Source organism: Micromonospora eburnea (genome assembly GCF_900090225.1).
GTDB classification, from domain to species: Bacteria; Actinomycetota; Actinomycetes; order Mycobacteriales; family Micromonosporaceae; genus Micromonospora; species Micromonospora eburnea.
In genome coordinates this window covers 1,570,586-1,593,994 of record NZ_FMHY01000002.1, presented here as the reverse complement: position 1 = coordinate 1,593,994, position 23,409 = coordinate 1,570,586, and the positions used below count along the sequence as shown (strand labels likewise).

Here is a 23,409-nt window from a genome sequence, read left to right as displayed (position 1 = left end):
CAGCGAACGGATCATCGGCGCGGTGGGCATGCCGACGCCGAGCGCAGCGAGGTGGCGGCATGAGCCCAGCGTCCCGCATCGCCGTCGTCGGGGACGTGATCACCGACGTGGTCGCGGTGCTCTCGGGCCCGCTGGCGACCGGTTCGGACACCGCGGCCGGCATCCGGTTCAGCGGTGGCGGACAGGCGGCCAACACGGCGGCCTGGCTCGCCGCCCTGGGTGCGGAGGTCACGTTGGCTGCCGCGATCGGCGACGACGAGGCTGGCCGTGACCGGGTGGCCGAGCTGGAACGGGTCGGGGTGGCCTGCGCGGTGGAACGCCACGAGGGCTACCCGACCGGGACCGTCATCGTGCTCACCCACGACGGGGAGCGCACGATGATCAGCCAGCGTGGGGCGAACCTGCGGCTCACCGCCGCGCAGGTCGACCGGGCCCTGGCGGCGGCGCCCGACGCCGGGCACGTGCACCTGTCCGCGTACACCCTGCTGGACGCCGGGTCGCGCGACGCGGGACTGCGGGCGCTGGCCGCCGCCCGCGAGCGCGGGCTGACCACCAGCGTCGACGCGGCCTCTGCGGCGCCGCTGCGGCGGGTCGGCGCGACGGACTTCCTGGCCTGGGTACGCGACGTCGACCTGCTGCTGGTCAACACCGACGAGGCGACGGTGCTGGCGGGCGGGCTGGATCCGGCGGCGCAGGGGCGCGCGCTGACCGCGGTGGCCCGGCGGGTGGTGGTGAAGCGGGGCGCGGCCGGCGCGGTCTGGGTGGACCGGACCGGGGTGGTCGAGGCGGCACCCGCCCGCGGGGTGCCCGTGGTGGACGTGACCGGTGCCGGAGACGCCTTCGCCGCCGGCCTGCTCACCGCCTGGTTGGCGGGCGCGGACCCCCGGGCGGCCCTGTCCCGTGCCGGCGACCTGGGCGCGCTCGCCGTCTCCTCCGTCGGCGCCCGCCCCTGACGCCCACCGCGTACGGCGATCTCGCACTTACGGCCCCAGCCGGGTCCGCTTCGAGCCGGGGCACGAGGTGCGAGATCCCGACCGACGCGGGCGCGGTCAGGGCTCGGCGTCGATGACCTTGTGGGGGCGCTCCTCGGCGGGGAGGGCCATGGGTGGGGTGTCGTCGTGACGGCGGGGCTGGAACTTGTTGGCGAGCCGGTGCTGCTCCTTGGGCGGGCGGTCATTGGCCAGCAGCACCGCCAGCCACGGGATGAGCGCCATCCCGAGGCCGCACAGCGGCAGCCAGAGCCAGAGCAGGGGTGCCTTCGCGCCGACCAGGATCGCACCGGCCACCAGGCACGCGACCCGGATGCCCATCATCAGCACGTAGCGCTTCTGCCGGCTGTTGAGCTGGTCGTCCTGGCTGCGCGAGGCGTCGGTGATCAGGATCGGCTGGTACGCCTGATGCTTCACCACGGACCTCCTCGAGGGGATGCTCCTCATCCTGTCACCCGGAGCCGTTGATCGGCGAAATTCCTCGCAAGCCGACCGCGTGTTACGTGCGTGGTACGCTCCGCCCGTGGGCAACCGGTTCAGCTTCACCGACGAGGCGTTGGCCAACCTGCGGGTCTACGACGTCACGCCCGGGGAAGTCTGGGAGGCCCTGCACAGCACACGACGGGTCATCCGGCACCTCGGGGACGACGTCATGGTGGTCTACGCGACCGACCACCGGGGGCGGCGCCTCGCGGTGCTGCTGGCCGAGGCCGACGGCACCGACAACGACTGGGACATCCTCTCCGCCCGCGAACTGAGCAACGTCGAGGCCAAGCGTTACGACGAGGCGGTGCGGAGATCACGCCGACGAGGAGGCGGTCACGATGCACCGTAACGAGGCGACCAAGCGGTTCCACGACGGCGACGACGCGCTCGCCGACCTGATCGACGAGAGACAGCCGGCCGAGCTGCCCACCCCCGACACCGACGTGCCGATGGTCAGCCGCTCGGTCCGCCTGCCGCTGGAGACGTACGAACGGGTACGGGCCGCCGCCGACGCGCGCGGCATCGGGGTGACCACGCTGATGCGGCAGTGGATCGAGGCCGGGCTGGCCGACCTGGACGACTCGGCGACGGTCTCCCTCGCCGACGTACGCCGGGCGCTGGCCGCGCTGTCCCGCCCCACCGCAGCCTGACCGGCTCGACGACCGGGCCGGGTCAGCCCTTCGCGGCCTTCGCCTCGGCCTTCACCCGCTGCTTGTACTCCCGGACCCGGCGTAGCGCCTCCGGACCGGTCACGTCCGCCACCGAGCGGTACGCCTCGGCCTCGCCGTACCCGCCCGCGGCCTCCCGCCAGCCGTCCGGGGCGATGCCGAACCGCTTGCCGAGCAGGGCGACGAAGATCTGCGCCTTCTGCTTGCCGAAGCCGGGCAGCTCGCCGACCCGGCGCAGCAGCTCACGGCCGTCCGTGACGTCGGACCAGAGCCCGGCGGGGTCGCCGTCGTACCGCTCGACCAGGACCCGGCACACCTCCTGGACCCGGGCCGCCATGGCCTTCGGGAACCGGTGCAGGGCCGGCGGCTGGGCGAAGAGCGCGACCAGGGCCTCCGGGTCGTAGCCGGCCAGTTCCCGGGCGTCCGGCTCGTGGCCGAGCCGCTGGGCGAGGACGTACGGCGAGGAAAATGCCTTCTCCATCGGCACCTGCTGGTCGAGCACCATGCCGAGGAGCAGCGCCAACGGGCTGCGCGCCAGCAGCGCGTTGGCCTCGGGGTCGATGGGCAGGGAGAGCGTCATGCCCCCATCCTGCCGCTCGGAACGCCGCCCGCCACGCCGACTCCCCGCGACGACGCGACGCGGCCCGGTGGACGGGGGAATCCACCGGGCCGCGTCCGGGGTGGGTCGTCAGTTGACGACGAAGAGCAGCCGGTTCGGCGAGCCGCTGCCGGGGCTGGTCACCACGCCGCTGGTGGCGTTGCTGGTCAGGTAGCTGGCCACCTGCGCCGGGGTGTACGACGGGTTGGCGCCGAGCACGAGGGCGGCCGCGCCGGCCACGTGCGGCGTGGCCATCGAGGTGCCGCTGATCGTGTTGGTGGCGCTGTCACTGGTCCGCCAGGCCGACGTGATCGACGAGCCGGGCGCGAAGATGTCCAGGCAGGAGCCGTAGTTGGAGTACGAGGCACGGGCGTCGGTGCTGGTGGTGGCGCCGACGGTGATCGCGGAGGCGACCCGGGCCGGGGAGTAGTTGCAGGCGTTGGCGTTGTCGTTGCCGCCCGCGATGGCGTACGTGACGCCGGAGCTGATCGAGTTGGCCACCGCGTTGTCGAGGGTGGTGCTGGCGCCGCCGCCGAGGCTCATGTTGGCCACGGCCGGCTTGACCGCGTTCGCGGTGACCCAGTTGACGCCGTTCACCACGCCGGCGGTGGTGCCGCTGCCGGAGCAGTTGAGCACCTTGACCGCGATCAGGCGGACGCCCTTGGCCACGCCGTAGGTGTTGCCGCCGACCGTGCCGGCGACGTGCGTGCCGTGGCCGTTGCAGTCGGTGTTGTTGCTGTCCACGGTGTTGGTGCCCCAGCTCGCCCGGCCACCGAAGTCGCTGTGCGTGATCCGGATGCCGGTGTCGATGATGTACGCCCGCACGTTCGAGGCCGTGTTCGGGTAGGTGTAGCTGCCGTTCAGCGGCAGGTTGCGCTGGTCGATCCGGTCCAGCCCCCAGGTCGCGCCGGTCTGGGTGGCCTGGGCGGTCACCACCCGGTCCTGTTCGACGTACGCGACGGCCGGGTCGGCGGCGAGCCGGCGGGCCTGCCCCTCGCTCATCTTCGCGCTGTAACCGGTCAGCGCGGCGCTCCAGACCGTGCCGACCGAGCCGCCGTAGCGCTTGGCGAGCCCGGCGGCGCGGTCCGGAACGGCGGTGCGGGCGGCGAGGCTGTTGGCGGGGCCCACGGCGTCGCTCTTGAGCACCACCAGGTAGCTGCCGCTGACGGCGTCGGGGGCGGCGGCGTAGCGGACGTCGCCGGTGGGGGCGGCGAGGGCGGGGGTGGAGGCGGCGGCGGAGAGGGTCGCGGCGGTCGCCGCGATGGCGAGCGCGCGGAGCGCGCGCCGCCGGGACACGGACACGTCGGACATTGTCTGGCTCCCTACCGGGCACGCCCGGGCTCGTGGCCACCGGGGCACCCATCGGCGGATGTTGGAGGAGATGGTAGCCAGACATTGAAGTCTGTGAAAGTAATCACGGCGAATGTATGGGGCTCACGGTATGGAAGTCGCGGGTGCCGGCCGATCCTTCGCCGCCGGGAGGGCAGGATGGCGATGTGGATCGTCAAGACATGCTGCTCTCCCCCGCCGGCGTCGACGCGCTGCGGACCGCGCTGACCAGGGCACGCTTCACCGCCAACGGCATCGCTGACCGGCTCGGTTCGCAGGCCACCGGCGGGGTGGCCCGTAACGACTTCCGGGCCGCCCTGCGCGCCACCGAGGATCGCGACCCGCTCGCCACGCTGATCCGGGTCTTCATCTGCGACCAGACCGAGCCGGAGGCGGCGGTGGCCGCCGCGCTCGCCCCGCTCACCGTCGAGGAGGCTGTCGCCGGCGGGATCGTCGAACGGTACGCCGACGGCCTGCGCGCCGGCGTCGACCTCGAACCGTACGGCGACGAGTGGTGGGTGCTCGCCGACGTGCCGGCCAGCGCCCGGCCCGGGAAGCCGCTGCACAGCGAGCACGTGCTCGGTATCGGCGGGGCCACCCAGACGCTGATCGGCGCCGCCGTCCGCCGTCCGGTGGAGACCGCGCTGGACCTGGGCACCGGCTCCGGCGTACAGGCCCTGCACCTGTCCACCCACGCCCGACGGGTGACCGCGACCGACGTCTCCGAACGGGCGCTGCGCTTCGCCGCCACCACCGCCGCGCTCAACGGCCAAAACTGGGAGCTGCTGCGCGGCGACATGGTGGCCCCGGTGGCCGGGCGCCGGTTCGACCTGGTGGTCAGCAACCCGCCGTTCGTGGTCGGCCCCGGCACCACCACCCACGTCTACCGCGACTCGGGCCGGGTCGGGGACGCGATCGGCGCGGAGCTGGCCGCCGCCGCCCCGCACCTGCTCACCGAAGGCGGCACGATGCAGTACCTGGCCAACTGGGTGCACGTCGCCGGCGAGGAGTGGGACGAGCGGGTGGCCGGCTGGTTCGCCGGCACCGGGCTGGACGCCTGGGTGATCCAGCGCGAGGTGGCCGACCCGATGGCGTACGTGAACCTGTGGCTGACCGACGTCGGCGAGGCGGCCGACCCCCAGCGGATGGCGGCCTGGCTGGACTGGTTCGACGCGCACAAGGTGGAGGCGGTCGGCTTCGGCATCGTCTCGGTGCGCCGCTCCGGCAACGACCAGCCGGTCCTGCGGGTGGAGGACCTGCGCCAGCGGGTGGAACCGCCGCTGGGCGACCGGATCGCCGAATGGTTCGACCGGCAGGACTGGCTCCGCTCCCGCGACACCGATGGGCTGCTCGCCGCGCGCTACCGGGCCGCCGATGGGCTCCAGCTGCGGCAGGAGGCGACCATGGGTGACGAGGGCTGGGCGGTGGACCGACAGGTCCTCGCCATGCCGCACGGGCTGCGCTGGACCGAGGAGATCGACCCGCTGGTGCTCGCCCTGGTCGGCGGCGCGGACGGCCGGCTGCCGCTGCGCGACCAGCTCGCCCTGCTCGCCGCCGCGCACGACGTCACCCCGGACGAGCTGGCCGAGGCGGCCGGCCCGATCGTGGCGCACCTGGTCGAGCGGGGCATCGTCGAGCCGGTGGCGGGCTGATGCGAGCGGTGGTGCAGACGGTCAGCCGGGCCAGCGTGACCGTCGGCGACGAGGTGGTCGGCGAGATCGGCAACGGGCTGCTGGTGCTGCTCGGCGTGACCCACGCCGACACTCCGCAGGTGGCGACCACCATGGCCCGCAAGATCCACGAGTTGCGCGTCCTGGACGACGAGAAGAGCGCGGCCGACACCGGAGCGCCGATCCTGGTGGTCAGCCAGTTCACCCTCTACGGCGACGCCCGCAAGGGCCGGCGGCCGACCTGGACGGCGGCAGCCCCCGCCGAGCAGGCCGAACCCCTGGTGACCGCGGTCGTCGAGGCCCTCCGCCAGCGCGGCGCGACGGTCGAGACCGGCCGCTTCCGCACCCACATGCTCGTCGAGTCCACCAACGTGGGCCCCCGCACCGTCCTCCTGGACCTCTGACCCCCAGGCCTGCGGTTGATCAAGAGGTTTACGTCTGGAAATCGCGCGAGCCCGACGCAAACTTCTTGATCAACACGGCCGGGCGGGATCAGGAGAGGGATCTGCGCAGGTGGGTGTCCAGGTGGGCGGACCAGTCGGTCTGGTCGGCGGTGGCATGGTCGACCGTCAGGCGGCCGAAGGCCTCTCCGCCCGCGATGAACCGGTTGCCCGGGCGGTCGACCTCCAGCAGCACCCGCATCTGCTGCGGATCGGTCACGAAGGTGACCGCCAACTGGTTGATCGCGCCCGCGTACCGCGGCGCCGGGAGGAACTCGATCTCCTGATAGAACGGCAGCGTCTGGTGTACGCCGTAGAGGTGCCCGCGCTCGACACCGGCCCGGGAGAACCGGAAACCCAGCCGCAGCAACGCCGCCAGGAGCCGTTCCTGGGCCGGCAGCGGGTGCACCGACACCGGATCCAGGTCGCTCTGGTCGACCGCGCGGGCCACCTCCAGCTCGGTCCGCAGCCGCATCGTCATGCCGGGCAGGTGCTGGCCGTACAGGTCGGTCAGCGGGGTCTCCCAGGGCACCTCGTACCGGAACGGCACCTCGTGCCGCTGCCCCGGATCCAGCCGGAACGCGCCCGTCGCGTGCGCCCGGCCGAACTCCTGGGTGGTGTCGTACCCGGCGTCGCCGCTCTCCACCCCGACCCGGGTGACCAGGCCGAGCGCCACGTGGCTCACGTCCACCGGGTGATCCCCGCCGATCAGCTGGACGCGGCCCTCAAGGTGGCCGCCGGGGCGGCAGTCGGGGTCGGCCAGCACCGTCTCCACCGCCGGCCCGCCCGCCCCCATCGCCTGCCTGAGCCGCCTCAAGACCACCCCGTCCTCCGATCGCCCGGGCCGCCCGGTCCCGGCCGGCCGCTGGCACGGTAACCGGATCCGGCCCGCGACACCGGGATTCCGCACGGATTGGTGTCGGTTCCCCGATCGCCTCACTCCCGTTTTACGCCCCGACCGCCAAGCTGTTCTCACCGGCACCGCTGCGGCACAGGGCGTGGAGCCGGTACGCGGCACGAAGGACACGGGGAGAACAGAGATGGCCCAGCAGATGATCGAGCACCAGACCCGCCCGGCTGCCCCCATCGACGCCGAGCTCGGCACCGCGATTCCGCCCCACCAGGACGCTGCGCTGACCGACCTGGACGCCACCGACGAGCGCGGCGTCTCCACCGACCTGGTCCGGGCATACCTGAACGGCATCGGCCGCACCAAGCTGCTCACCGCCGCGCAGGAGGTCGAGCTGAGCAAGCGGATCGAGGCCGGCCTCTTCGCCGAGGAGAAGCTGTCCACCTGCACCCCGGTCTCCGCGGAGCTGCGCGCCGACCTGGAGCTGATCGTGGCCGAGGGCCGCGCTGCCAAGGACCACCTGCTGGAGGCGAACCTGCGGCTGGTGGTGAGCATCGCCAAGCGCTACACCGGTCGGGGCATGGCCTTCCTCGACCTGATCCAGGAGGGCAACCTCGGCCTGATCCGCGCGGTCGAGAAGTTCGACTACACCAAGGGCTACAAGTTCTCCACCTACGCCACCTGGTGGATCCGCCAGGCCATCACCCGCGCCATGGCCGACCAGGCCCGCACCATCCGCATCCCGGTGCACATGGTCGAGCAGGTCAACCGGATGGTCCGGGTCCGCCGCGAGCTGTCCGTCGCGCTGGGCCGGGAGCCCACCGTCGCCGAGGTGGCCAAGGCGCTGGACATCCCCGAGTTCCAGGTGATCGAGCTGATCTCGTACGACCGGGAGCCGGTGAGCCTGGACCAGGCGGTCGGCGAGGACGGCGAGAGCGCGCTCGGTGACTTCGTCGCCGCGGTGGACCCGCGCGAGGAGCCGGGCGACGTCGCCGCCAACGGGGAGCTGCGTCAAGAGGTACGGATCGTGCTGGCCACCCTCTCCCAGCGGGAGCAGGCGGTGATCCGGCTGCGGTTCGGCCTGGACGACGGCCGGCAGCGCACCCTCGACGAGGTGGGCCGCGAGTTCGGCCTGTCCCGGGAGCGGATCCGGCAGATCGAGAAGGTGACCCTGCTGAAGCTGCGCGCCCCGGAGCGGGCCAACCGCCTGGAGGCGTACGCCTGCTGACCCGACACATTCGACAGGCCCCGGCGGTTCGCCGGGGCCTGTCGCCGTTCTTCGGACGCCCACTGTCGACCGGCGCAGAGGGGCGAGCTACTTACTGAGCAAGTAGTTACTTGGTAAGTTGCACGGCATGCAGAGGAACGCGGTGCGCTGGGGGCTGTTGGCGTTGTTCGCCGACGGCCCGAAGTACGGCTATCAGTTGAGGACCGAGTTCGACGTGCGGACCGGGGGGACGTGGGCGCTCAACGTGGGGCAGGTCTACACCACGTTGGAGCGGCTCGTCCGGGACGGTTACGTGACCTCGATCGGCAGTAACGACGGCGGCCGTGAGATCTACGCGATCACGCCGCAGGGGCGGGAGGCGTTGGCCGGCTGGTTCACCACTCCCGTCACGGACACCGACCGGCCCCGCAGCGAGCTGGCGATCAAACTCGCGATGGCGGCGGTCGATCCTGAAGTGGATGTCGCTCCCGTGGTGCAGGCGCAGCGGACGGAGTCGATGCGACAACTGCGCGACTACACGCAGCTGCGGCGTCGGGCCGATCCGGACGGGGACGTCGGTTGGCTGCTCTTCCTCGACCATCTGATCTTCAACTTGGAGAGTGAGATGCGCTGGCTGGACCACGCGGAGGCGACGGTCCTACGGCGACGCACCCGGCAAACCGGGGCGCGGCTTCCCGCGTCGGCTGGTCTGGACAGTGAGCCAGCCGGGACGGTGTCCCAGTGAGCCGGGCGGTGCTGTGCTTCACCGGGGTCAGCCGGATCTACCCCGCAGGGGAGGGTGTGGTTCGTGCCCTCGATGAGGTCAGCTTCGAGGTGCATCGGGGTGAGCTCGTTGCCGTGATGGGCCCGTCCGGTTCTGGCAAGTCGACTCTCCTGGCACTTGCCGGCGGGCTCGACACGCCGACCTCGGGATCGGTGCTGGTGGAGGGGGTCGAGCTCGGCGACCTCGACGCGACCGCGTTGGCGCGGTTGCGGCGGGACCGGATCGGCTACGTCTTTCAGGACTACAACCTGGTCACGGACCTCACCGCGGCGGAGAACGTGGCGCTGCCGCGTGAGTTGGCAGGCGTCGGTGCCGGCAGGGCGCGGCGGGAGGCTGTCGTGGCGCTGGCGGAGGTCGGCCTGAGCGACGTGGCGGACCGCTTCCCGGACCAGCTGTCCGGCGGGCAGCAGCAGCGGATCGCGATCGCCCGGGCGTTGGTGGGGCAACGGGGGCTGGTGCTGGCCGATGAGCCGACCGGCGCGTTGGACTCGCGGACCAGTCTGGCGGTGCTCGAGGTGCTGCGGGCCAGGATCGACGCGGGAGCGGCAGGGGTTCTGGTCACGCACGAGCCGCGGTACGCCGGCTGGGCCGACCGGACGATCTTTCTGCGGGACGGCCGGCTGGTCGACGCCACGACCCGGGAAACCCCGGAGCAGTTGCTGGGGCGTTCCTCGTGAGCCCCGCCGTCGGCGAGTTCGTTGGTTCTTGGCGCACCGCGCTGCGGGTCGCCCGCCGGTCGGCGTGGCGTCACCGTGGGCGCAGCGGGCTGGTCCTGCTCATGCTCTTCCTGCCCGCCTTCGCCGCGACTGTGCTGGTGGTGAGCTGGGCCAACCTGAGCGGCACCTCGGCTCAGGAGATCACCTTCAACATGGGCCGGGCAGATCTGATCGTCGGGGCCGACGACCTGGCGGCGGTGCGAGCCACACTGCCCGCCGGCAGCCGGACCACGCCCCTGGTGCAGGGCCGCACGGTGGTCCAGGGCCCGGCCGGGTTGCGGGCGCGCGAGTACGAGGCGACCGACCTCACCGACCCGCTCAACCGGGGGCGGTATGTGGTACAGGCTGGACGCGCACCTCGCGGGAACGCGGAGGTGGCGGTGACCCGGCCGCTGGCCGAGGAACTCGGCGTCGGCCTGGGAAGCCGGATCGAGGCCGGAATGCCGCAGCGCCGGCTCACCGTGGTCGGGGTGGTGGACTGGAGCCGGTCACTGCGGCAGGCCGGGCTGCTCGTGCCGGCTGAGGCGCCGCTGTCGTCGGGTGCGCGGCCCGCGCTGATGGTGGAGCTTCCCCCGGGCAGGTCTGGTCACCGCCGGACCCGGGCACCATCGCCGGCTTGAGCTGGCGAGACCGTCAGGGAATGGAACCGACCGCCGCCGAACGGGCCGTCGAGGTCGCTGCGGCCCTGCTGGTGGCCAGCTTCGCCGGGGCGCAGGTGGTGCTCCTGTCCGGGGCGGCGTTCATGGTGGGTGCCCGTCGGCAGCGGCGGGAACTGGCTCTGGTCGCCGCGGCCGGCGCCACCGCCCGGCAGGTACGCCGGATCGTCCTCGCCGGAGGGCTGCTTCTGGGTGGGGGCGCGGCGGCTGCGGGAGCCGGACTGGGACTGGTGACCTTCGCGTCGGCCCGGCCGGCGATCGAACTGATCGCCGACCATCCACTGATTGATGCGTCGGTACCGGTGTGGTCGCTGGTGGGGGTCGCTGCAGTGACGGTAGTGGCCGGCGTGCTCGCAGCATGGTTGCCAGCACGCACGGTCGGCCACCGCCCAGTCCGCGCCGATCTCGGTGGCCAGCGGACCCGCTCCCGGACCGACCTGCTCAGCCTGGGTAGTGGCCTGGTTCTCCTCGTCGCCGGCACCGGGTTGCTCCTGTGGTCCGGTAACCCCGACGGGCGACCGGAGGTGCTGGCCCTCGGCGGGGTGGCCGAACTGCTCGGTGTGGTGGCCTGCGCGCCGGGGCTCGTCCGGGCCGCCGGGCGGCTCGCCACCCGGCTGCCACTGTCCGGCCGGCTGGCGTTGCGGCACGCGGCGCGGCACCGCCTGCGCAGCGCGGCGGCGATGGCCGCCGTCACCGCAGCGATCGCCGGCAGCGCCGCAGTGGCCCTGGTCGGAGCAGCTCGCGGCGACGCCACCCCGGCGCGGCTCGAGGCCCGTCCCAATCAGGTGCTGCTTCCGCCCGAGGCCGCCGACCTGCTCGGCCAGGACGGCCTCCACCGCCTTGCCGCAGCCCTACCGGCACGCGACATCGTCGTGCTGGCCAACGCCACCAACGTCGGCGTACCGTTCGGAAGCCTGCCCGACGAACGGGTTGATCCCGCTTCGCTCGCCAGCGCCGAACAGCGGACCGTCGCCGTCGGCGGGGCTGAGACGATCCGGCTGGTCACCGGACGGGCCGCCACCGCCGCAGAGCTGGCCACCCTGACCAACGGCGGCGCGGTCGTCTTCAACGACACCCTGACAACAGGCGACCACGTCACGCTGGCAGCCGACACTCAACCCGCGGCACCGCTGCCCGCCGTGCTGGCAGCCCACGGGGAGTACTTCGTGAAGCTACCCGGACTGGTCGTCACAGCGGCAACGGCACAGCGGCTCGGGCTTACCGTCGCGCCCGCAGCGGTGGTCGTCGACACCCATCGCGCCCCAAGCGCGAAAGAACTCGCCGCCGCGAACGACGTGCTACTACGCGCCCAGGTAACCGCCGCTCACCCGCCGGCTGAGCCGATCACCGCCGCCGTCGCCACAGCCACGGCAGACACCGGTAGGACCACCACCATCTTCTACCTGCTTGCCGGGGTCAGCGTGCTGGTGGCCCTCGTCGCCAGTACCGTCGCCGTCGGGCTGGCCACCACCGAACTGCACGGCGATCTCGCCACCATGGCCGCGGTCGGTGCCACGCCCCGGATCCGCCGAAGGATCACCAGGGCCCAAGCCCTGCTCATCGTCGGGCCCGGCGCGCTCCTCGGCCTGCTCGCCGGCATCGGACCGGCGGCCGGCTTCATCGGTTACAGCACCGAGACCCGCTGGCATACGCCATGGCCCGCCCTGCTGCTCATCACAACCGTTCCGCCGGCACTCGCCGCACTCGCCGCCGGGATCCTCGCCCGCGGCGGCCCCCCACTCACCCGGCGCAGCATGTAAACGGCGCGGCCGGGCCTGAGGTGTTTGGCAGGGGCCCCTGCTCTACCGCAGGCGTTAACAGGGGGCCCCTCCTTACAGCCGCCGGGGGCCGGTGTCGGGGCGGGGGGCCTCGGCGCCGGTGCGGACCGTGGCGTGCAGCACCGAGATGCCGTCCGGGCGGGCCAGCACCGGGTTGAGGGTCAGCGAGCGGACCCGGGGCTGCTCGTCGGCGAGCCGCCCGACCCGCAGCAGCAGCTCGACCAGCGCCGCCCGGTCCACCGGCGCGGCGCCGCGGTGGCCACGCAGCAGCGGTGCCGCCCTCGGCTCGTCGACCAGCTCGGCGGCGTCCCGGTCGGTCAGCGGCACCGCCCGCCAGGCCCGGTCACCGAGCAGCTCGGTGGCGACGCCGCCCAGGCCGAACCCGACCACCGGCCCGAACGCCGGGTCCTCCACCAGCTCCACCACACAGGCCACGCCAGGCGGGACCATCGGCTGGACCAGGACGTCCACGCCGAAGACCGGGGCCATCTCGGCGTACGCGCGGCGCAGCGCGACCGGGTCGGCCAGGTCGAGCCGGACCGCCCCGAGGTCGAGCCGGTGCCGCAGCCCGGAGGCAGCGGCCTTGAGGGCGACCGGCCAGCCGAGCCGCCCGGCCACCGCCACCGCCTCGTCGGCCGAGCGGGCCGGCGCCGACTCCACCACGTCGATCCCGTACGCCCGCAGCAGCCCCGCCGGATCCGTGCCGTCGGCCCGCAGCGCCGCCTGCCCGGCCACCCGGTCCACCCCGCCCAGCTCGGGCAGCACGCCGGGCGGGCGGCGCAGCCAGTCGGCGTACCTGCTGACCCGGGCCAGCGCCCGCACCGCCTCCTCCACGCTCGGGTACGCCGGCACCCCGGCCGGCACCCGGCCGGCGAGGAAGGTCGCCACCACCGGCTTGCCGACGGCCGCCGCGTCGGGCAGGGCGGAGGTGAAGTCCGCCTCCGGTTCGCTGAGCTGGCCGGGCAGCGGCGGCGCGAAGACGGCCACCACGGCGTCCACCCCTTCGTCGGCGGTGGCGGCGGCGAGCGCGGCGGCGTACTCGACGGCGCCGACCCGGGGGCCGACGTCGTGCGGGTAGCCGTCGGCCACGGTGAGGCCCTGGGCCGCGCACGCGGTGGCGGCCAGCCCGGTCAGCGCCGACGAGTTGCCGACCACGGCGACCCGACGGCCGGCCGGCAGCGGTTGGTGGGCCAGGAGCACGCCCACGTCGAGCAGCTCGGCGACGGTGTCCACCCGGATCACCCCGGACTGGGCGAAGAGCGCGCTGACCGCGACGGTGTCCAGCGCCGGCCCGTCGCCGAGGCCGGGCGGGCGGGCCAGCGAGGCGAGCGCGACGATCGGCTTGCTCCGGCCGATCCGCCGGGCCAGCCGGGCGAACTTGCGCGGGTTGCCGAAGGTCTCCAGGTAGAGCGTGATGACGTCGGTGCCGGGATCGTCCTGCCAGTATTGAAGCAGGTCGTTGCCGGAGACATCGGCGCGGTTGCCGGCGGAGACGAAGCTGGACAGGCCGAGCCCGCGGCGGGACGCCTCGGCGAGCAGGGCCACCCCGAACGCGCCGGACTGGCTGAACACGCCGACCCGGCCGGGGGCGGGCAGCACCGGGGCGAGGGTGGCGTTGAGGCGTACCGCCGGGTCGGTGTTGGCGATGCCGAGGCAGTTCGGGCCGACCACCCGCATGCCGGCCAGATGGGCGGCGCGGACCAGGGCGCGCTGGGCGGCCGCCCCCGCCGGCCCGGCCTCGGCGAACCCGGCCGAGATCACCACCAGGCCGTGCGCGCCGGCCCGCGCCGCGTCGGCGACCACCTCGGGCACCGCCTCGGGCGTGACCGCCACCACCGCCAGGTCGACGTCGAGCCCGGCGTCGGACGCCGACGGGTACGCGGGCAGCCCGGCCACGGTCGCCGCGCTCGGGTGCACCGGAACGATCGCGCCGGTGAACCCGCCGTCGCGCAGGTGCCCGAGCAGGGCCGCGCCGACGCCCTGCCCGGTGGCGCTGGCCCCGTAGACGGCGATGCCGCGCGGGGCGAGCAGCCGGGCGATCGAACGGGCCTCGGTGCGGTGCTCCCGGCCGCGCTGCACCGCCAGCGTCGCCTCGGTGGGGGCGATCGGGAAGTTCAGGTGCACCACGCCGTCGGCGTACTGGCGCTGGACCTGGTAGCCGAAGTCGGAGAAGACCCGCAGCATCGTCCCGTTGGCCGGAAGCACCTCGGCGACGAAGTGCACGATGCCGAACCGGCGGGCCGCGTCGGCCAGGTGTTCCAGCAGCACCGAGCCGATGCCCCGGCCCTGGTACGCGTCCTCCACCACGAAGGCCACCTCGGCCTCCGGCGATCCGGGGCCGAGCCGCTCGTACCGGCCGACGGCGACGATCCGGTCGCCGGCCAGCACCACGAACGCCTCCCGGTCGCGGTGGTCGACGTTGACGAACCGCCGCAGGTCCCGCTCCGGGATGCGCGGGTACGGCGAGAAGTAGCGCAGGTAGCGGGTGCGCTCGGAGAAACGCGAGTGCATCGCCACGATCTCCGGGGCGTCGGCGGGACGGATCTGTCGCAGCTGGACGGCTGTGCCGTCGCTGAGCAGCACGTCCACCGGTTGTTCGACGGTGGTCACCGGTCGGTCCTCCCCTACCGTCCGGTCAGTCGCGCGGATCGTGCGGATCGAGCCCGAGCAGCGGGAAGACGGCTCGGCGGGTGGCCGCGATCGCCCGGCCCACCGGGTCCGGCTCGCCGTTGGGTTGCCACGGCTGGTACGCCGGGTCGACGTCGTCGGTCATCCGCAGCGGCACCTCGTGGCCGGGACGCCGCCTCGCCGCCAGCTCCCGCCAGCCGGGCGGGGTGAGCGTGGCCGGGTCGATCGGCTCCCCGGTGGCCACGGCGAGCAGGTGTGTCCACGCCCGGGGCACCACCTCGACCAGCGCGTACCCGCCGCCGCCGGTGGCCACCCAGCGGCCGTCGCACAGCTCGTCGGCGAGCGCCCGTAGTGTTCGGTAGGTGGCCCGCTGACCGTCCACCGAGAGGTGCAGGTCGGCGAGGGGGTCGAGCCGGTGGCCGTCCGCCCCGCACTGGGTGACCAGCAGCTGGGGCCGGAACGCCCGCAGCACCGACGGTACGACGGCGTGGAACGCGCGTTGCCAGCCGGCGTCGCCCACACCGGGCGGCAGCGGCAGGTTGACCGCGCTGCCCTCCGCGCCCGGACCGCCGGTCTCGTCGGGAAACCCGGTGCCGGGAAAGAGCGCGAGCGGGGTCTCGTGCAGGCTCACCGTGAGCACCCGGGGATCGTGGTAGAAGATCTCCTGCACACCGTCGCCGTGGTGCACGTCCACGTCCACGTACGCGATCCGCTCCGCGCCGAGGTCGAGCAGGCGGGCGATGGCCACCGCCGGGTCGTTGTAGACGCAGAACCCGGCGGCGCGGGCCGGCATCGCGTGGTGCAGCCCGCCGGCCACGTTGACGGCACGACGGGCCTCCCCCCGCCACACCGCCTCGGCCGCGGCCACGCTCGCCCCGGCGATCAGGGCGCTGGCCTCGTGCATGCCGTCAAAGACGGGGTTGTCCGAGGTGCCGAGCCCGAAGCCGGCGAAGAGCGGGTCCCGGGGCGCGGCCCGCACCGCGTCCAGGTAACGCGGGTCGTGCACCCGGGTCAGCAGCTCGTCGTCGGCCGGCTCCGGCTTGGCCAGCCGGACCCCGGGCCGGTCGAGCACACCGAGCTCGCGGGCGAGCGCCATGGTCAGCTCGACCCGGACCGGGTCGAGCGGATGGTCACCCATGTCGTAGGCGAGCAGGGCCTCGTCCCACACCACCACCGTGTCGTCGACCATTGGTTCATCGTCGCACGCGGCCCTGGCCACGCCCGTCGCACGTGCTGGTCAGTGACCGGGAGTCCCACCGGTGGCGACCGTACGGTCCGGGTCGGCCACCCAGTTGCTCCATGAGCCGACGTACAGGGCGGCGTCCGGGCGGCCGGCGAGGTGCAGCGCCAGGACCGCCTGCGCGGCGGTCACCCCGGAGCCGCAGTACGCCCCGACCGGCGCGTCCGCCGCGACCCCGGCCGCGGCGAACCGCTGGCGCAGTGCCTCGACGGAGGGGAACCGGCCGTCGCTGACGTATTCCGGCGCGGGTAGGTTGACCGCGCCCGGCACGTGGCCGGCGACCGGGTCGATCGGCTCGGTCTCGCCCCGGTAACGCGGGGCGGCCCGCACGTCGAGCAGCACCCCGGTCTCGGCGGCGGCCAGCCGGGCGGCCTCCCCCGCGTCGAGCACCGGCAGCTCACCCGGCGTGACGGTCACGTCGCCGGGCGTCGGGGTGGGCGCCACGGTGGAGACCGGCAGTCCGGCGGCGACCCAGGCGGGGAAGCCGCCGTGCAGCACCCGGACCGCCCGGTGGCCGACCCAGCGCAGCGTCCACCAGGCTCGGGCGGCGGACATGCCGTCGCCACCGTCGTACACCACGACGGGGTGACCGGCGCGGACCCCGACGGCGCGCAGCGCGGCCTGGAGCGCGGCGGGGTCGGGCAGCGGGTGCCGGCCGGCTGCGCCCGGCCGGCCGCAGAGTTCGGTGTCCAGGTCGACGAAGACGGCGCCGGGCAGGTGGCCGGCGGCGTAGTCGTCCCGGCCGGGCGGCCCGGCGAGCCGCCAGCGGACGTCGAGCAGGGTGGGCGGGTCGGTGTGGTCGAGTTCGGCGGCGAGCCGGTCTGGCTCGACCAACAGCTCTGCGGTTCCGGACATGCGGCCCAGTCAACACCATCCGGGCGGCGAGCCCGCGATTCGGCGGCGGCCGGTTGTCGGGGGTCCGGGGTAGCATCGACGACCGGGAGGCCGTGACGTGAAGCATGACCTGGTCGATACGAGTGAGCGCGGATACACCTCCGCCGGAAGGAGGCATCGATGCGCCACGATCGCCATGATCTAGTCGACACGACCGAGATGTACCTGCGCACCATCCTCGAACTGGAGGAGGAGGGGGTGCCCCCGCTGCGTGCCCGGATCGCGGAGCGGCTGCGCCAGAGCGGTCCCACCGTCAGCCAGACCGTCGCCCGGATGGAGCGGGACGGCCTGCTCACCGTCGAGGGCGACCGGCATCTGTCGCTCACCCCGTTGGGTCGCGGCACCGCGGTCGCGGTCATGCGCAAGCACCGGCTGGCCGAGCTGCTGCTGGTCAACGTGATCGGAATGCCCTACGAGGAGGCCCACGACGAGGCCTGCCGGTGGGAGCACGTGATGAGCGACGCGGTGGAGAAGCGGGTCTACGACCTGCTCAACCGCCCCACCCGCTCGCCGTACGGCAACCCGATCCCGGGGCTGGAGGAGCTGGGCGAGCCGGGCCAGCCGGAGGCCGAGTCCACCGAGACCGAGCGCAACCTCGCCTTCCCCGGTCTCTCCGGTCCGGTCGTGGTACGCCGGATCTGCGAGAGCGTGCAGACCGACGCGGACGTGCTCCGGCAACTGCACGCGGCCGGCGTCGACCCGGGTGCGACGGTGACCGTGGCGCAGGAGCGGGACGGCGTCTCCATCGACCGCTCGGGCGACCGGATCCGGTTGCCCCGCGAGGTGGCCTCCCGGGTGTTCGTCGCGGCCCACTGAGCCTCGGTCGGGGCTCGCCGCCGCCCCGCCGGCTCACAGCCGGCGGGTGTCCACCAGCTTGGCCAGGTTGACCAGCTTGCCGGTCATCTCCTCGGCCTCCGCCGCCTGGGCGCCGTCGGGGCAGGTCCAGCGCAGGGTGGCCAGCCGCCCGTCGGTGGCGAGCCAGCCCACCTCGGCCACCGGGCCGGCCTTGCCGGCCTTCGGCAGGTGGTGCCGATAGGCGGCCTTCCCCAGCTTGGTGACCTTCTTCGCGCCCGTGGGCAGCACGTCCTTGGTGAAACCCGACGTGTCGATCGACGTCTCGGTGACGCTGAGGATCAGCTCCGGCAGGAGGGCCGCCCCGGCGCGGAGCACGCAGGTGTGCGTGTCGCCCCGCTCCACGGAGGCGGCCACGTCGAACCGGGCCCCGGTGTGCTTGGCGATCACCGCGAAGTCGAGCAGCCGGCACGCGCCGCCCGAGGAGGCGGCGGCCACCTCGACCGGCGACGGCGCCGCCGCCGGCAACGCCACCGGGGTGGCCTCCGCGGTGCAGCCAGCGGTCAGCAGTACGGCCGAAGCGGCGAGCCAGGTCCGGGCGTGCACGTAGAGACCTCCTCCGCAGTGGTCGGCGGGAATCCGCCGGATGTCCGACGGAAACCGTACGGCGTGCCCGCTTGCGAGGGAAGTCCTCAATCGTCCACGTACGGACAGTGTCGACAGCCTCGCCCACAGCAGGTGCCCCGGGCGGCGAGGAACCCGGCGGTGAGCACGAACAGCCCGGTCTCCGGGTCGCGGTAGCCGGCCTCCCCGGCGGCCAGCGCGGCCGCGTGCGCGGCCAGGATCCGCTCCCGCCGCGGGTGCTCAGGCGACAGCCGGGACGGGTGCGGCTCGGTCAACGCCCGCTCCGCCAGGGCTCGTCGCTCTCCACTCACCAGGCGAGTCTACGGAGGCCGTCCCCCGCCCTCGGGCGCACAAGATCTCCGGAGTTGCCGCCTCCTCATGCCAGGAGGCGGCAACTTCCCCGATGCTGTCCGGATCTTGGGCGGGCGGACCCGGCTCAGCCGTACCGGCGGAAGGCGTCCCGGACCGCCGCGTGGTCCGCGCCACCGGCCAGCAGGAGCCGGAGCAGCACCTTCGCCTTGTACGGGTCGAGCAACCCGCCGCCGATCAGACCCCGCCGGAGCAGGTCGCTCTCCGAGCCGACCGCCCCGTACGTGTGCCGCAGCACCGACCCGGCGCCGGTCCGCGAGGCGAGCACCACCGGCATCCGTTCGGCCAGCGCGCCGAGCGCCGGGGCGAAGTCCGGCGGCACGTGCCCCACCCCGAAGCCGGCCACCACCAGTCCGTCCAGGTTCGACGCGAGCGCGTCGAGCAGCGCCACGTCGTCGTCGAGGGTGACGGTGTGCAACGCCACCCGGGTGGCGGCGAGCCGGTCGGCGTCCACCGGCGGCAGCGGGTCCCGCCGGGGCGGCCGGGTGAGCAGGCGTACCTCCCCCTCGATCACGTGGCCGAGCGGGCCGGCGTTGGGCGAGGCGAAGGTGGCCGTACTGGTGCTGTGGGTCTTGCGGACGTGCCGCGCGGCGTGGATCTCGTCGTTGAACGCGACCAGCACGCCGAGATCGCGCGCATCCGGCGCGACGGCGACCCGGGCGGCGGCGAGCAGGTTCGCCGGGCCGTCCGGGCCGGCGAGGGTGGGGTTGCGCATCGCGCCGGTGAGCACCAGCGGCGCCGGGTGCGGCCAGACCAGGTCGGCCAGGTACGCGGTCTCCTCCAGGCTGTCGGTGCCCTGGGTGACCACCGCGCCGGTCGCCCCGGCCGCCACCGCCGCGCCCGCCGCGTCGACCAGCTCCAGCACCTGCCGGTACGTCAGCGCGGCGCTCGGCACCGCCCGCACGTCGTGGACGTCGAGCGGGACGTCGGCGAGCCCCGGTACGGCGGCGGTGAGCTGGGCCCCGCTGAGCCGGTTGACCACGCCCTGTCCGGCGCTCCCGGCCATGGCGATCGTGCCGCCGAGGGTGAACAGCGCGACGGTCACCGGTCCGCCGTCCCGTCCGGCCGCTCGGCCAGGAGGAACGCCTGCGGTCCCTTCTCAAGGCCCTCCGCCTCCCGGACCAGCGTGGCCCGCACGGCCAACCCGGACTCGGTGAGCTGGGCGGCGAGCCGGTCCGGTGGCAGCCAGTGCACGTCGTACGAGACGGTGTGCCCGTACGCCTGCTGGAGGCGGATCCGTCGGTCTCCGGCCTTGATCGCGAGCAGGAGCCGGCCGCCCGGGGCGAGCACCCGGTGGAACTCGGCGAACACCTCGGGCAGCAGCTCGGGCGGCAGATGGATGATCGAGTACCAGGCGACGAGCCCGGCCAGCCCGGCGTCGGGCAGCGCCAGGGCGGTCATCGAGCCGACCTCGAAGCGCAGCCCCGGGTACGCCCGGCGGGCCACCTGGATCATGCCGGGCGAGAGGTCCACGCCGGACACGTCCAGGCCGAGGTCACGCAGGTGGGCGGTGATCCGGCCGGTCCCGCAGCCCACCTCCAGCACCGGCCGCCCGGGCCCGACCTGCTCGGCGAATGCGGTCAGCATGCTCCGGGCCAGCGTGCCCTCCGCCACGTCGGGGATCAGTCGCGCGTAGTCCACGGCGACCGTGTCGTACGCGACGCGGGTCTCGGTCAGCCAAGTCGGTCCGGTCACGCCGGTCGACCCTAGTCAACGGCCGGTTCCGTCGCTGCCCTCCGAGGGCACTGGCTCGGACCCGTCCGCCGGTGCCTCCGCGCCGCCTTCGCCGTGTCGTCGGACGCGCCCGGAGGGGCGCGTATGTGATCATTCGCTGCCCCTGCGGTCCCCGAGTCCGGCCCGGGCCAGAAAACTTCCCCGGGGTGTTGTCGAATCGGACGGAACCCGTACGTCGGTGAGACAGAAGAGGGAACGACAACCTGAGGAGAATCCGATGGCCCAGTACGCAGTCCTGATCTACTCGCCCGCGCCGGCCGACCCGATGGAGATCACGCCCGACTACCTGGCGCTGCTGGATCGCTACCCGGCCCAGGTCGAGGAGCTGGGCGGCAAGATCGTCACGGGGTTCGCGCTGCAGCCCAGCACCACCGCCACGGCGATCCGCGGCGACCTCGTCACCGACGGCCCGTTCATCGAGGCCAAGGAGGTCGTCGCCGGGTTCTTCGTCCTGGAGGCGCCCGACCTGGACGTGGCCCTGAAGATCGCCAAGCTGAACCCGGCCACCATCGACGGCGGCGTCGAGGTCCGGCCGCTGTTCGTCCCGCCGGCCGAGTGACCGAGATCGGGACCGCCGCGGCCGAACGGGCCGTGGCGGACGCGCACCGTCGCGAGTGGGCCTTCGTGCTCGCCGCGACGGCGCGCGTCGCCGGCGATCTCGACGTCGCCGAGGAGTGCGTCCAGGACGCGTACGTGGCCGCGCTGGCCGCCTGGGCCCGGGACGGCGTACCCGACAAGCCCGGCGCCTGGCTGACCGCCACGGCGAAGCGCAAGGCCCTCGACGTGCTGCGCCGGGACAAGGTGTTCCGGTCGAAGATGCCCCTGCTCGTGGAACCGGTGGAGGCCGAGATGGCGGACGAGCCAGGCGAGGACGCGGTGCCCGACGACCGGCTGCGGCTGGTCTTCACCTGCTGCCACCCGGCGCTGGCCCGGGAGGCCCAGGTCGCGCTGACCCTGCGCCTGGTGTGCGGGGTGAGCACCGGCGACATCGCCCGGGCGTTCCTGGTCTCCGAGCCGACGATGGCCGCCCGGGTCACCCGGGCCAAGAAGAAGATCGCCGCAGCCCGGATCCCGTACCGGGTGCCCGAGGCCGCCGAGCTGCCCGAGCGGCTGGACGCGGTGCTGTCCGTGATCCACCTGCTCTACACCGCCGGGCACACCGCGCCGACCGGCGGCGACCTGGTCCGCGCCGACCTGATCGACCGGGCACTGCACCTGACCCGGATGCTGCTCGCCCTGATGCCCGACGAGCCGGAGGTCCGCGGGCTGCTCGCGCTGCTGCTGCTCACCGACGCGCGCCGGGCCACGCGTACCGACGCCGAGGGGCGGCTGCTCCGGCTCGAAGACCAGGACCGGTCCGCCTGGGACCGGCCGGCCATCGAAGAGGGCAACCGCCTGGTCCTCGGCGCGTTCCGGACCGGCCGCGTCGGCCGGTACGCGCTCCAGGCCGCCATCGCCTCGCTGCACGCCGTCGCGCCCAGCTACGCCGCGACCGACTGGCCCCAGGTGGTACGCCTCTACGACGAGCTGCTGAAACGCTGGCCGTCACCGGTCGTCGCACTCAACCGGGCGGTGGCCGTGTCGATGGCTGAGGGCCCTTCGGCCGCCCTCGCCGAGGTCGACGCGCTGGCCCAGGACCCGCGGCTGGCCGGCTACCACTATCTCCCGGCGATCCGCGCCGACCTGCTGCGCCGCCTCGACCGTCCGCAGGAGGCGGCCGACGCGTACCGCTCGGCCCTGGCCCTGGTCGACAACGACACCGAACGCGCCTTCCTCACCGCCCGCCTGGCCTCCCTCACCCCACCCACCAAGATCGACTCCGTGTACGGCAACAGGTGGCCTCGCGGCGCGCTGTGACCACAACACGCGGCACAGGGAGTTGATCAAGGGGTGGGAGTGAGATGCAACGTCATGATCGACGTGGCCGGGGCGGGGCGAGGGCAGAGCGGGGCTCGGGTGGAAAGGCGGTGCGGTAGGCGCGGGGCGGGACGCCGACGAGTTGGCGGAAGGACTCGCGGAAGGCCGTGGGAGAGGTGAAGCCGACGAGGGTGCCGACCCGTTCGACCGGGTGGTCGGTGCGTTCCAGCAGCTGCTGGGCGCGGCGGATCCGCTGCCGGTTGAGCCACTGCACCGGCGTGGTGCCGATCTGATCGCGGAAACGCCGACTGAGGGAGCGCGTACTCATCGAGGCGTGCGCGGCGATGTCGGCCAGCGTGAGCGGGCGGTGCAGGTTGTCGGTCAGCCAGTCCAACAGCGGTTGCAGGCCGTGTCCGGCCGGCGTGGGCGGCTCGTACGCGATGAACTGTGCCTGACCACCGGCACGCTCCAGCGGCATGACGCAGCTCCGCGCGGTGTCCGCGGCGACCGCCGCGCCATGGTCGCCCCGCACCACGTGCAGGCAGAGGTCGAGGCCGGCCGCCGCGCCGGCCGACGTCAACACCGGCCCGTCCGCGACGAACAGCACGCCGGGGTCGACGGTGACGGCGGGATGCCGGCGGGCCAGCTCGGCCGCGGCGGCCCAGTGGGTGGTCGCCCGCCGGCCGTCGAGCCGCTCCGCGGCGGCCAGCACGAAGGCGCCGGTGCAGATCGACAACAGCCGGGCCGGGGTGCCCGCGAGCGCGTCCAGAACCGCCGGGGGCACCGCGACGTCGAGATCGGCCACCCCGGGTACGACGATCGTGTCGGCGTCGGCCAGCACGGAGAGGTCGTACGGTGCCCGGAGGCTGACCGCGCCGGCCCGCACCGCGTCCGTGACGGCGCAGACGCGTACCTCGTAGGCCGGGCCGCCGTCGGTCAGCCGCGCCCGGCCGAACACCTCGACCGGCACGGACAGGTCGAACGGGACCACGTCGTCATAGGCCAGTACCACCACCTGATGCATGCGTCCATCCTGGCGGGAATCCGTCGACGGTTGGCACGCCGGCCCCTGCCGGGCGTCCCGGCCGGGCCCCAGAATC

The 23,409-nt window shown here is 73.8% G+C and carries 23 protein-coding genes and 1 pseudogene; 12 read left to right on the top strand and 12 right to left on the bottom strand.

Translation table 11 applies throughout. The features are described 5' to 3' along the window. Window positions 1-59: 59 nt before the first annotated feature. A complete protein-coding gene (locus tag GA0070604_RS07555; RefSeq protein WP_091116419.1) occupies window positions 60-953 on the top strand; it encodes a carbohydrate kinase family protein in 894 nt (297 codons plus the stop codon). Window positions 954-1,049: 96 nt separating this feature from the next. Here GA0070604_RS07555 and GA0070604_RS07550 read toward each other — a convergent pair whose 3' ends face one another. Beyond that, entirely contained in the window at window positions 1,050-1,406 is a 357-nt protein-coding gene (locus GA0070604_RS07550) for a DUF3099 domain-containing protein (RefSeq protein ID WP_091116415.1), read from the bottom strand. Between the two features lie 106 nt (window positions 1,407-1,512). Between GA0070604_RS07550 and GA0070604_RS07545 the strand changes: the two genes are divergently transcribed. Both GA0070604_RS07545 and GA0070604_RS07540 read left to right on the top strand, forming a co-directional pair. After that, a complete protein-coding gene (locus GA0070604_RS07545; protein ID WP_244161780.1) occupies window positions 1,513-1,824 on the top strand; it encodes a hypothetical protein in 312 nt (103 codons plus the stop codon). Further along, the gene (locus tag GA0070604_RS07540; RefSeq protein ID WP_091116409.1) at window positions 1,814-2,125 is read left to right on the top strand and encodes a hypothetical protein; all 312 of its coding nucleotides are present in this window, start codon (window positions 1,814-1,816) and stop codon (window positions 2,123-2,125) included. Before GA0070604_RS07545 ends, GA0070604_RS07540 begins: the two co-directional genes overlap by 11 nt. Window positions 2,126-2,147: 22 nt before the next feature. Here GA0070604_RS07540 and GA0070604_RS07535 read toward each other — a convergent pair whose 3' ends face one another. Both GA0070604_RS07535 and GA0070604_RS07530 read right to left on the bottom strand, forming a co-directional pair. Further along, the gene (locus GA0070604_RS07535; RefSeq protein WP_091116406.1) at window positions 2,148-2,723 is read right to left on the bottom strand and encodes an HhH-GPD-type base excision DNA repair protein; all 576 of its coding nucleotides are present in this window, start codon (window positions 2,721-2,723) and stop codon (window positions 2,148-2,150) included. A 108-nt stretch (window positions 2,724-2,831) separates the two neighbouring features. Then, window positions 2,832-4,052 (bottom strand): S8 family peptidase, encoded by a 1,221-nt coding sequence (locus GA0070604_RS07530; protein WP_091116402.1) that lies wholly within the window; start codon window positions 4,050-4,052, stop codon window positions 2,832-2,834. Between the two features lie 185 nt (window positions 4,053-4,237). On the opposite strand from GA0070604_RS07530, the gene GA0070604_RS07525 reads away from it, so the two are divergent. Together GA0070604_RS07525 and dtd are read left to right on the top strand one after the other, a co-directional pair. Next, window positions 4,238-5,722, top strand: a complete 1,485-nt coding sequence (locus tag GA0070604_RS07525) for a DUF7782 domain-containing protein (protein WP_208601983.1) — start codon at window positions 4,238-4,240, stop codon at window positions 5,720-5,722. Beyond that, a complete protein-coding gene (gene dtd / locus GA0070604_RS07520) occupies window positions 5,722-6,144 on the top strand; it encodes a D-aminoacyl-tRNA deacylase (RefSeq protein ID WP_091116395.1) in 423 nt (140 codons plus the stop codon). Before GA0070604_RS07525 ends, dtd begins: the two co-directional genes overlap by 1 nt. An 88-nt stretch (window positions 6,145-6,232) precedes the next feature. On the opposite strand, the gene GA0070604_RS07515 is transcribed toward dtd, so the two are convergent. Continuing rightward, window positions 6,233-7,003, bottom strand: a complete 771-nt coding sequence (locus GA0070604_RS07515) for a sporulation protein (protein ID WP_091116392.1) — start codon at window positions 7,001-7,003, stop codon at window positions 6,233-6,235. A gap of 217 nt (window positions 7,004-7,220) precedes the next feature. On the opposite strand from GA0070604_RS07515, the gene sigB reads away from it, so the two are divergent. The 4 genes and pseudogenes from sigB (at window position 7,221) to GA0070604_RS07495 (ending at window position 12,153) form a co-directional block, all read left to right on the top strand. Next, window positions 7,221-8,258, top strand: coding sequence for an RNA polymerase sigma factor SigB (gene sigB, locus GA0070604_RS07510; RefSeq protein ID WP_091116388.1), 1,038 nt, complete (start codon window positions 7,221-7,223; stop codon window positions 8,256-8,258). A gap of 127 nt (window positions 8,259-8,385) precedes the next feature. Then, window positions 8,386-8,982, top strand: a complete 597-nt coding sequence (locus GA0070604_RS07505; RefSeq protein WP_091116384.1) for a PadR family transcriptional regulator — start codon at window positions 8,386-8,388, stop codon at window positions 8,980-8,982. Further along, window positions 8,979-9,698, top strand: coding sequence for an ABC transporter ATP-binding protein (locus GA0070604_RS07500; protein ID WP_091116382.1), 720 nt, complete (start codon window positions 8,979-8,981; stop codon window positions 9,696-9,698). Before GA0070604_RS07505 ends, GA0070604_RS07500 begins: the two co-directional genes overlap by 4 nt. Then, window positions 9,695-12,153, top strand: a pseudogene (locus GA0070604_RS07495) (FtsX-like permease family protein). Before GA0070604_RS07500 ends, GA0070604_RS07495 begins: the two are co-directional and overlap by 4 nt. Window positions 12,154-12,225: 72 nt before the next feature. Here the strand turns inward: GA0070604_RS07495 and GA0070604_RS07490 are convergent. From GA0070604_RS07490 to GA0070604_RS07480, 3 genes are read right to left on the bottom strand one after another with little or no spacing between them, the layout of a single operon-like run. Further along, window positions 12,226-14,781 (bottom strand): bifunctional acetate--CoA ligase family protein/GNAT family N-acetyltransferase, encoded by a 2,556-nt coding sequence (locus tag GA0070604_RS07490; protein ID WP_091116379.1) that lies wholly within the window; start codon window positions 14,779-14,781, stop codon window positions 12,226-12,228. A gap of 25 nt (window positions 14,782-14,806) precedes the next feature. Next, window positions 14,807-15,988: an acetoin utilization protein AcuC gene (locus tag GA0070604_RS07485; protein ID WP_091116376.1), complete on the bottom strand. Its 1,182-nt coding sequence runs from the start codon at window positions 15,986-15,988 to the stop codon at window positions 14,807-14,809. Window positions 15,989-16,036: 48 nt separating this feature from the next. Beyond that, a complete protein-coding gene (locus GA0070604_RS07480; protein ID WP_091116374.1) occupies window positions 16,037-16,894 on the bottom strand; it encodes a sulfurtransferase in 858 nt (285 codons plus the stop codon). 159 nt (window positions 16,895-17,053) lie between these two features. Here GA0070604_RS07480 and GA0070604_RS07475 point away from each other — a divergent pair, with 159 nt between their 5' ends. After that, window positions 17,054-17,749, top strand: coding sequence for an iron-dependent transcriptional repressor DtxR (locus GA0070604_RS07475; RefSeq protein ID WP_091116371.1), 696 nt, complete (start codon window positions 17,054-17,056; stop codon window positions 17,747-17,749). Between the two features lie 33 nt (window positions 17,750-17,782). Here GA0070604_RS07475 and GA0070604_RS07470 read toward each other — a convergent pair whose 3' ends face one another. The 4 genes from GA0070604_RS07470 to GA0070604_RS07455 form a co-directional block, all read right to left on the bottom strand. Beyond that, window positions 17,783-18,331: a hypothetical protein gene (locus tag GA0070604_RS07470; RefSeq protein ID WP_091116369.1), complete on the bottom strand. Its 549-nt coding sequence runs from the start codon at window positions 18,329-18,331 to the stop codon at window positions 17,783-17,785. An 86-nt stretch (window positions 18,332-18,417) separates the two neighbouring features. Further along, window positions 18,418-18,660, bottom strand: a complete 243-nt coding sequence (locus tag GA0070604_RS07465; protein WP_091116365.1) for a DUF5522 domain-containing protein — start codon at window positions 18,658-18,660, stop codon at window positions 18,418-18,420. 125 nt (window positions 18,661-18,785) lie between these two features. Further along, window positions 18,786-19,763 (bottom strand): asparaginase, encoded by a 978-nt coding sequence (locus GA0070604_RS07460; RefSeq protein WP_091116361.1) that lies wholly within the window; start codon window positions 19,761-19,763, stop codon window positions 18,786-18,788. Continuing rightward, the gene (locus GA0070604_RS07455) at window positions 19,760-20,413 is read right to left on the bottom strand and encodes a class I SAM-dependent DNA methyltransferase (RefSeq protein WP_091116358.1); all 654 of its coding nucleotides are present in this window, start codon (window positions 20,411-20,413) and stop codon (window positions 19,760-19,762) included. The genes GA0070604_RS07460 and GA0070604_RS07455 overlap by 4 nt, the downstream gene beginning before the upstream one ends. Window positions 20,414-20,669: 256 nt before the next feature. On the opposite strand from GA0070604_RS07455, the gene GA0070604_RS07450 reads away from it, so the two are divergent. Continuing rightward, window positions 20,670-21,011: a YciI family protein gene (locus GA0070604_RS07450; protein ID WP_091116355.1), complete on the top strand. Its 342-nt coding sequence runs from the start codon at window positions 20,670-20,672 to the stop codon at window positions 21,009-21,011. Between the two features lie 65 nt (window positions 21,012-21,076). Beyond that, complete coding sequence (locus tag GA0070604_RS07445; protein WP_208602234.1) at window positions 21,077-22,309, top strand: RNA polymerase sigma factor; 1,233 nt, start codon at window positions 21,077-21,079, stop codon at window positions 22,307-22,309. Window positions 22,310-22,361: 52 nt separating this feature from the next. Here the strand turns inward: GA0070604_RS07445 and GA0070604_RS07440 are convergent, their stop codons facing one another. Beyond that, on the bottom strand, window positions 22,362-23,333 hold the full coding sequence (locus GA0070604_RS07440; protein WP_091116347.1) for a GlxA family transcriptional regulator: 972 nt from the start codon (window positions 23,331-23,333) through the stop codon (window positions 22,362-22,364). Window positions 23,334-23,409 lie beyond the last annotated feature (76 nt).

Bases quoted from the DNA above. Each gene is read 5' to 3' on its own strand.
- GA0070604_RS07555 (WP_091116419.1), top strand. From the start codon at position 60: ATGAGCCCAGCGTCCCGCATCGCCGTCGTCGGGGACGTGATCACCGAC.
- GA0070604_RS07540 (WP_091116409.1), top strand. From the start codon at position 1,814: ATGCACCGTAACGAGGCGACCAAGCGGTTCCACGACGGCGACGACGCG.
- GA0070604_RS07535 (WP_091116406.1), bottom strand. From the start codon at position 2,723: ATGACGCTCTCCCTGCCCATCGACCCCGAGGCCAACGCGCTGCTGGCG.
- GA0070604_RS07530 (WP_091116402.1), bottom strand. From the start codon at position 4,052: ATGTCCGACGTGTCCGTGTCCCGGCGGCGCGCGCTCCGCGCGCTCGCC.
- dtd (WP_091116395.1), top strand. From the start codon at position 5,722: ATGCGAGCGGTGGTGCAGACGGTCAGCCGGGCCAGCGTGACCGTCGGC.
- sigB (WP_091116388.1), top strand. From the start codon at position 7,221: ATGGCCCAGCAGATGATCGAGCACCAGACCCGCCCGGCTGCCCCCATC.
- GA0070604_RS07505 (WP_091116384.1), top strand. From the start codon at position 8,386: ATGCAGAGGAACGCGGTGCGCTGGGGGCTGTTGGCGTTGTTCGCCGAC.
- GA0070604_RS07485 (WP_091116376.1), bottom strand. From the start codon at position 15,988: ATGGTCGACGACACGGTGGTGGTGTGGGACGAGGCCCTGCTCGCCTAC.
- GA0070604_RS07480 (WP_091116374.1), bottom strand. From the start codon at position 16,894: ATGTCCGGAACCGCAGAGCTGTTGGTCGAGCCAGACCGGCTCGCCGCC.
- GA0070604_RS07475 (WP_091116371.1), top strand. From the start codon at position 17,054: ATGCGCCACGATCGCCATGATCTAGTCGACACGACCGAGATGTACCTG.
- GA0070604_RS07450 (WP_091116355.1), top strand. From the start codon at position 20,670: ATGGCCCAGTACGCAGTCCTGATCTACTCGCCCGCGCCGGCCGACCCG.
- GA0070604_RS07440 (WP_091116347.1), bottom strand. From the start codon at position 23,333: ATGCATCAGGTGGTGGTACTGGCCTATGACGACGTGGTCCCGTTCGAC.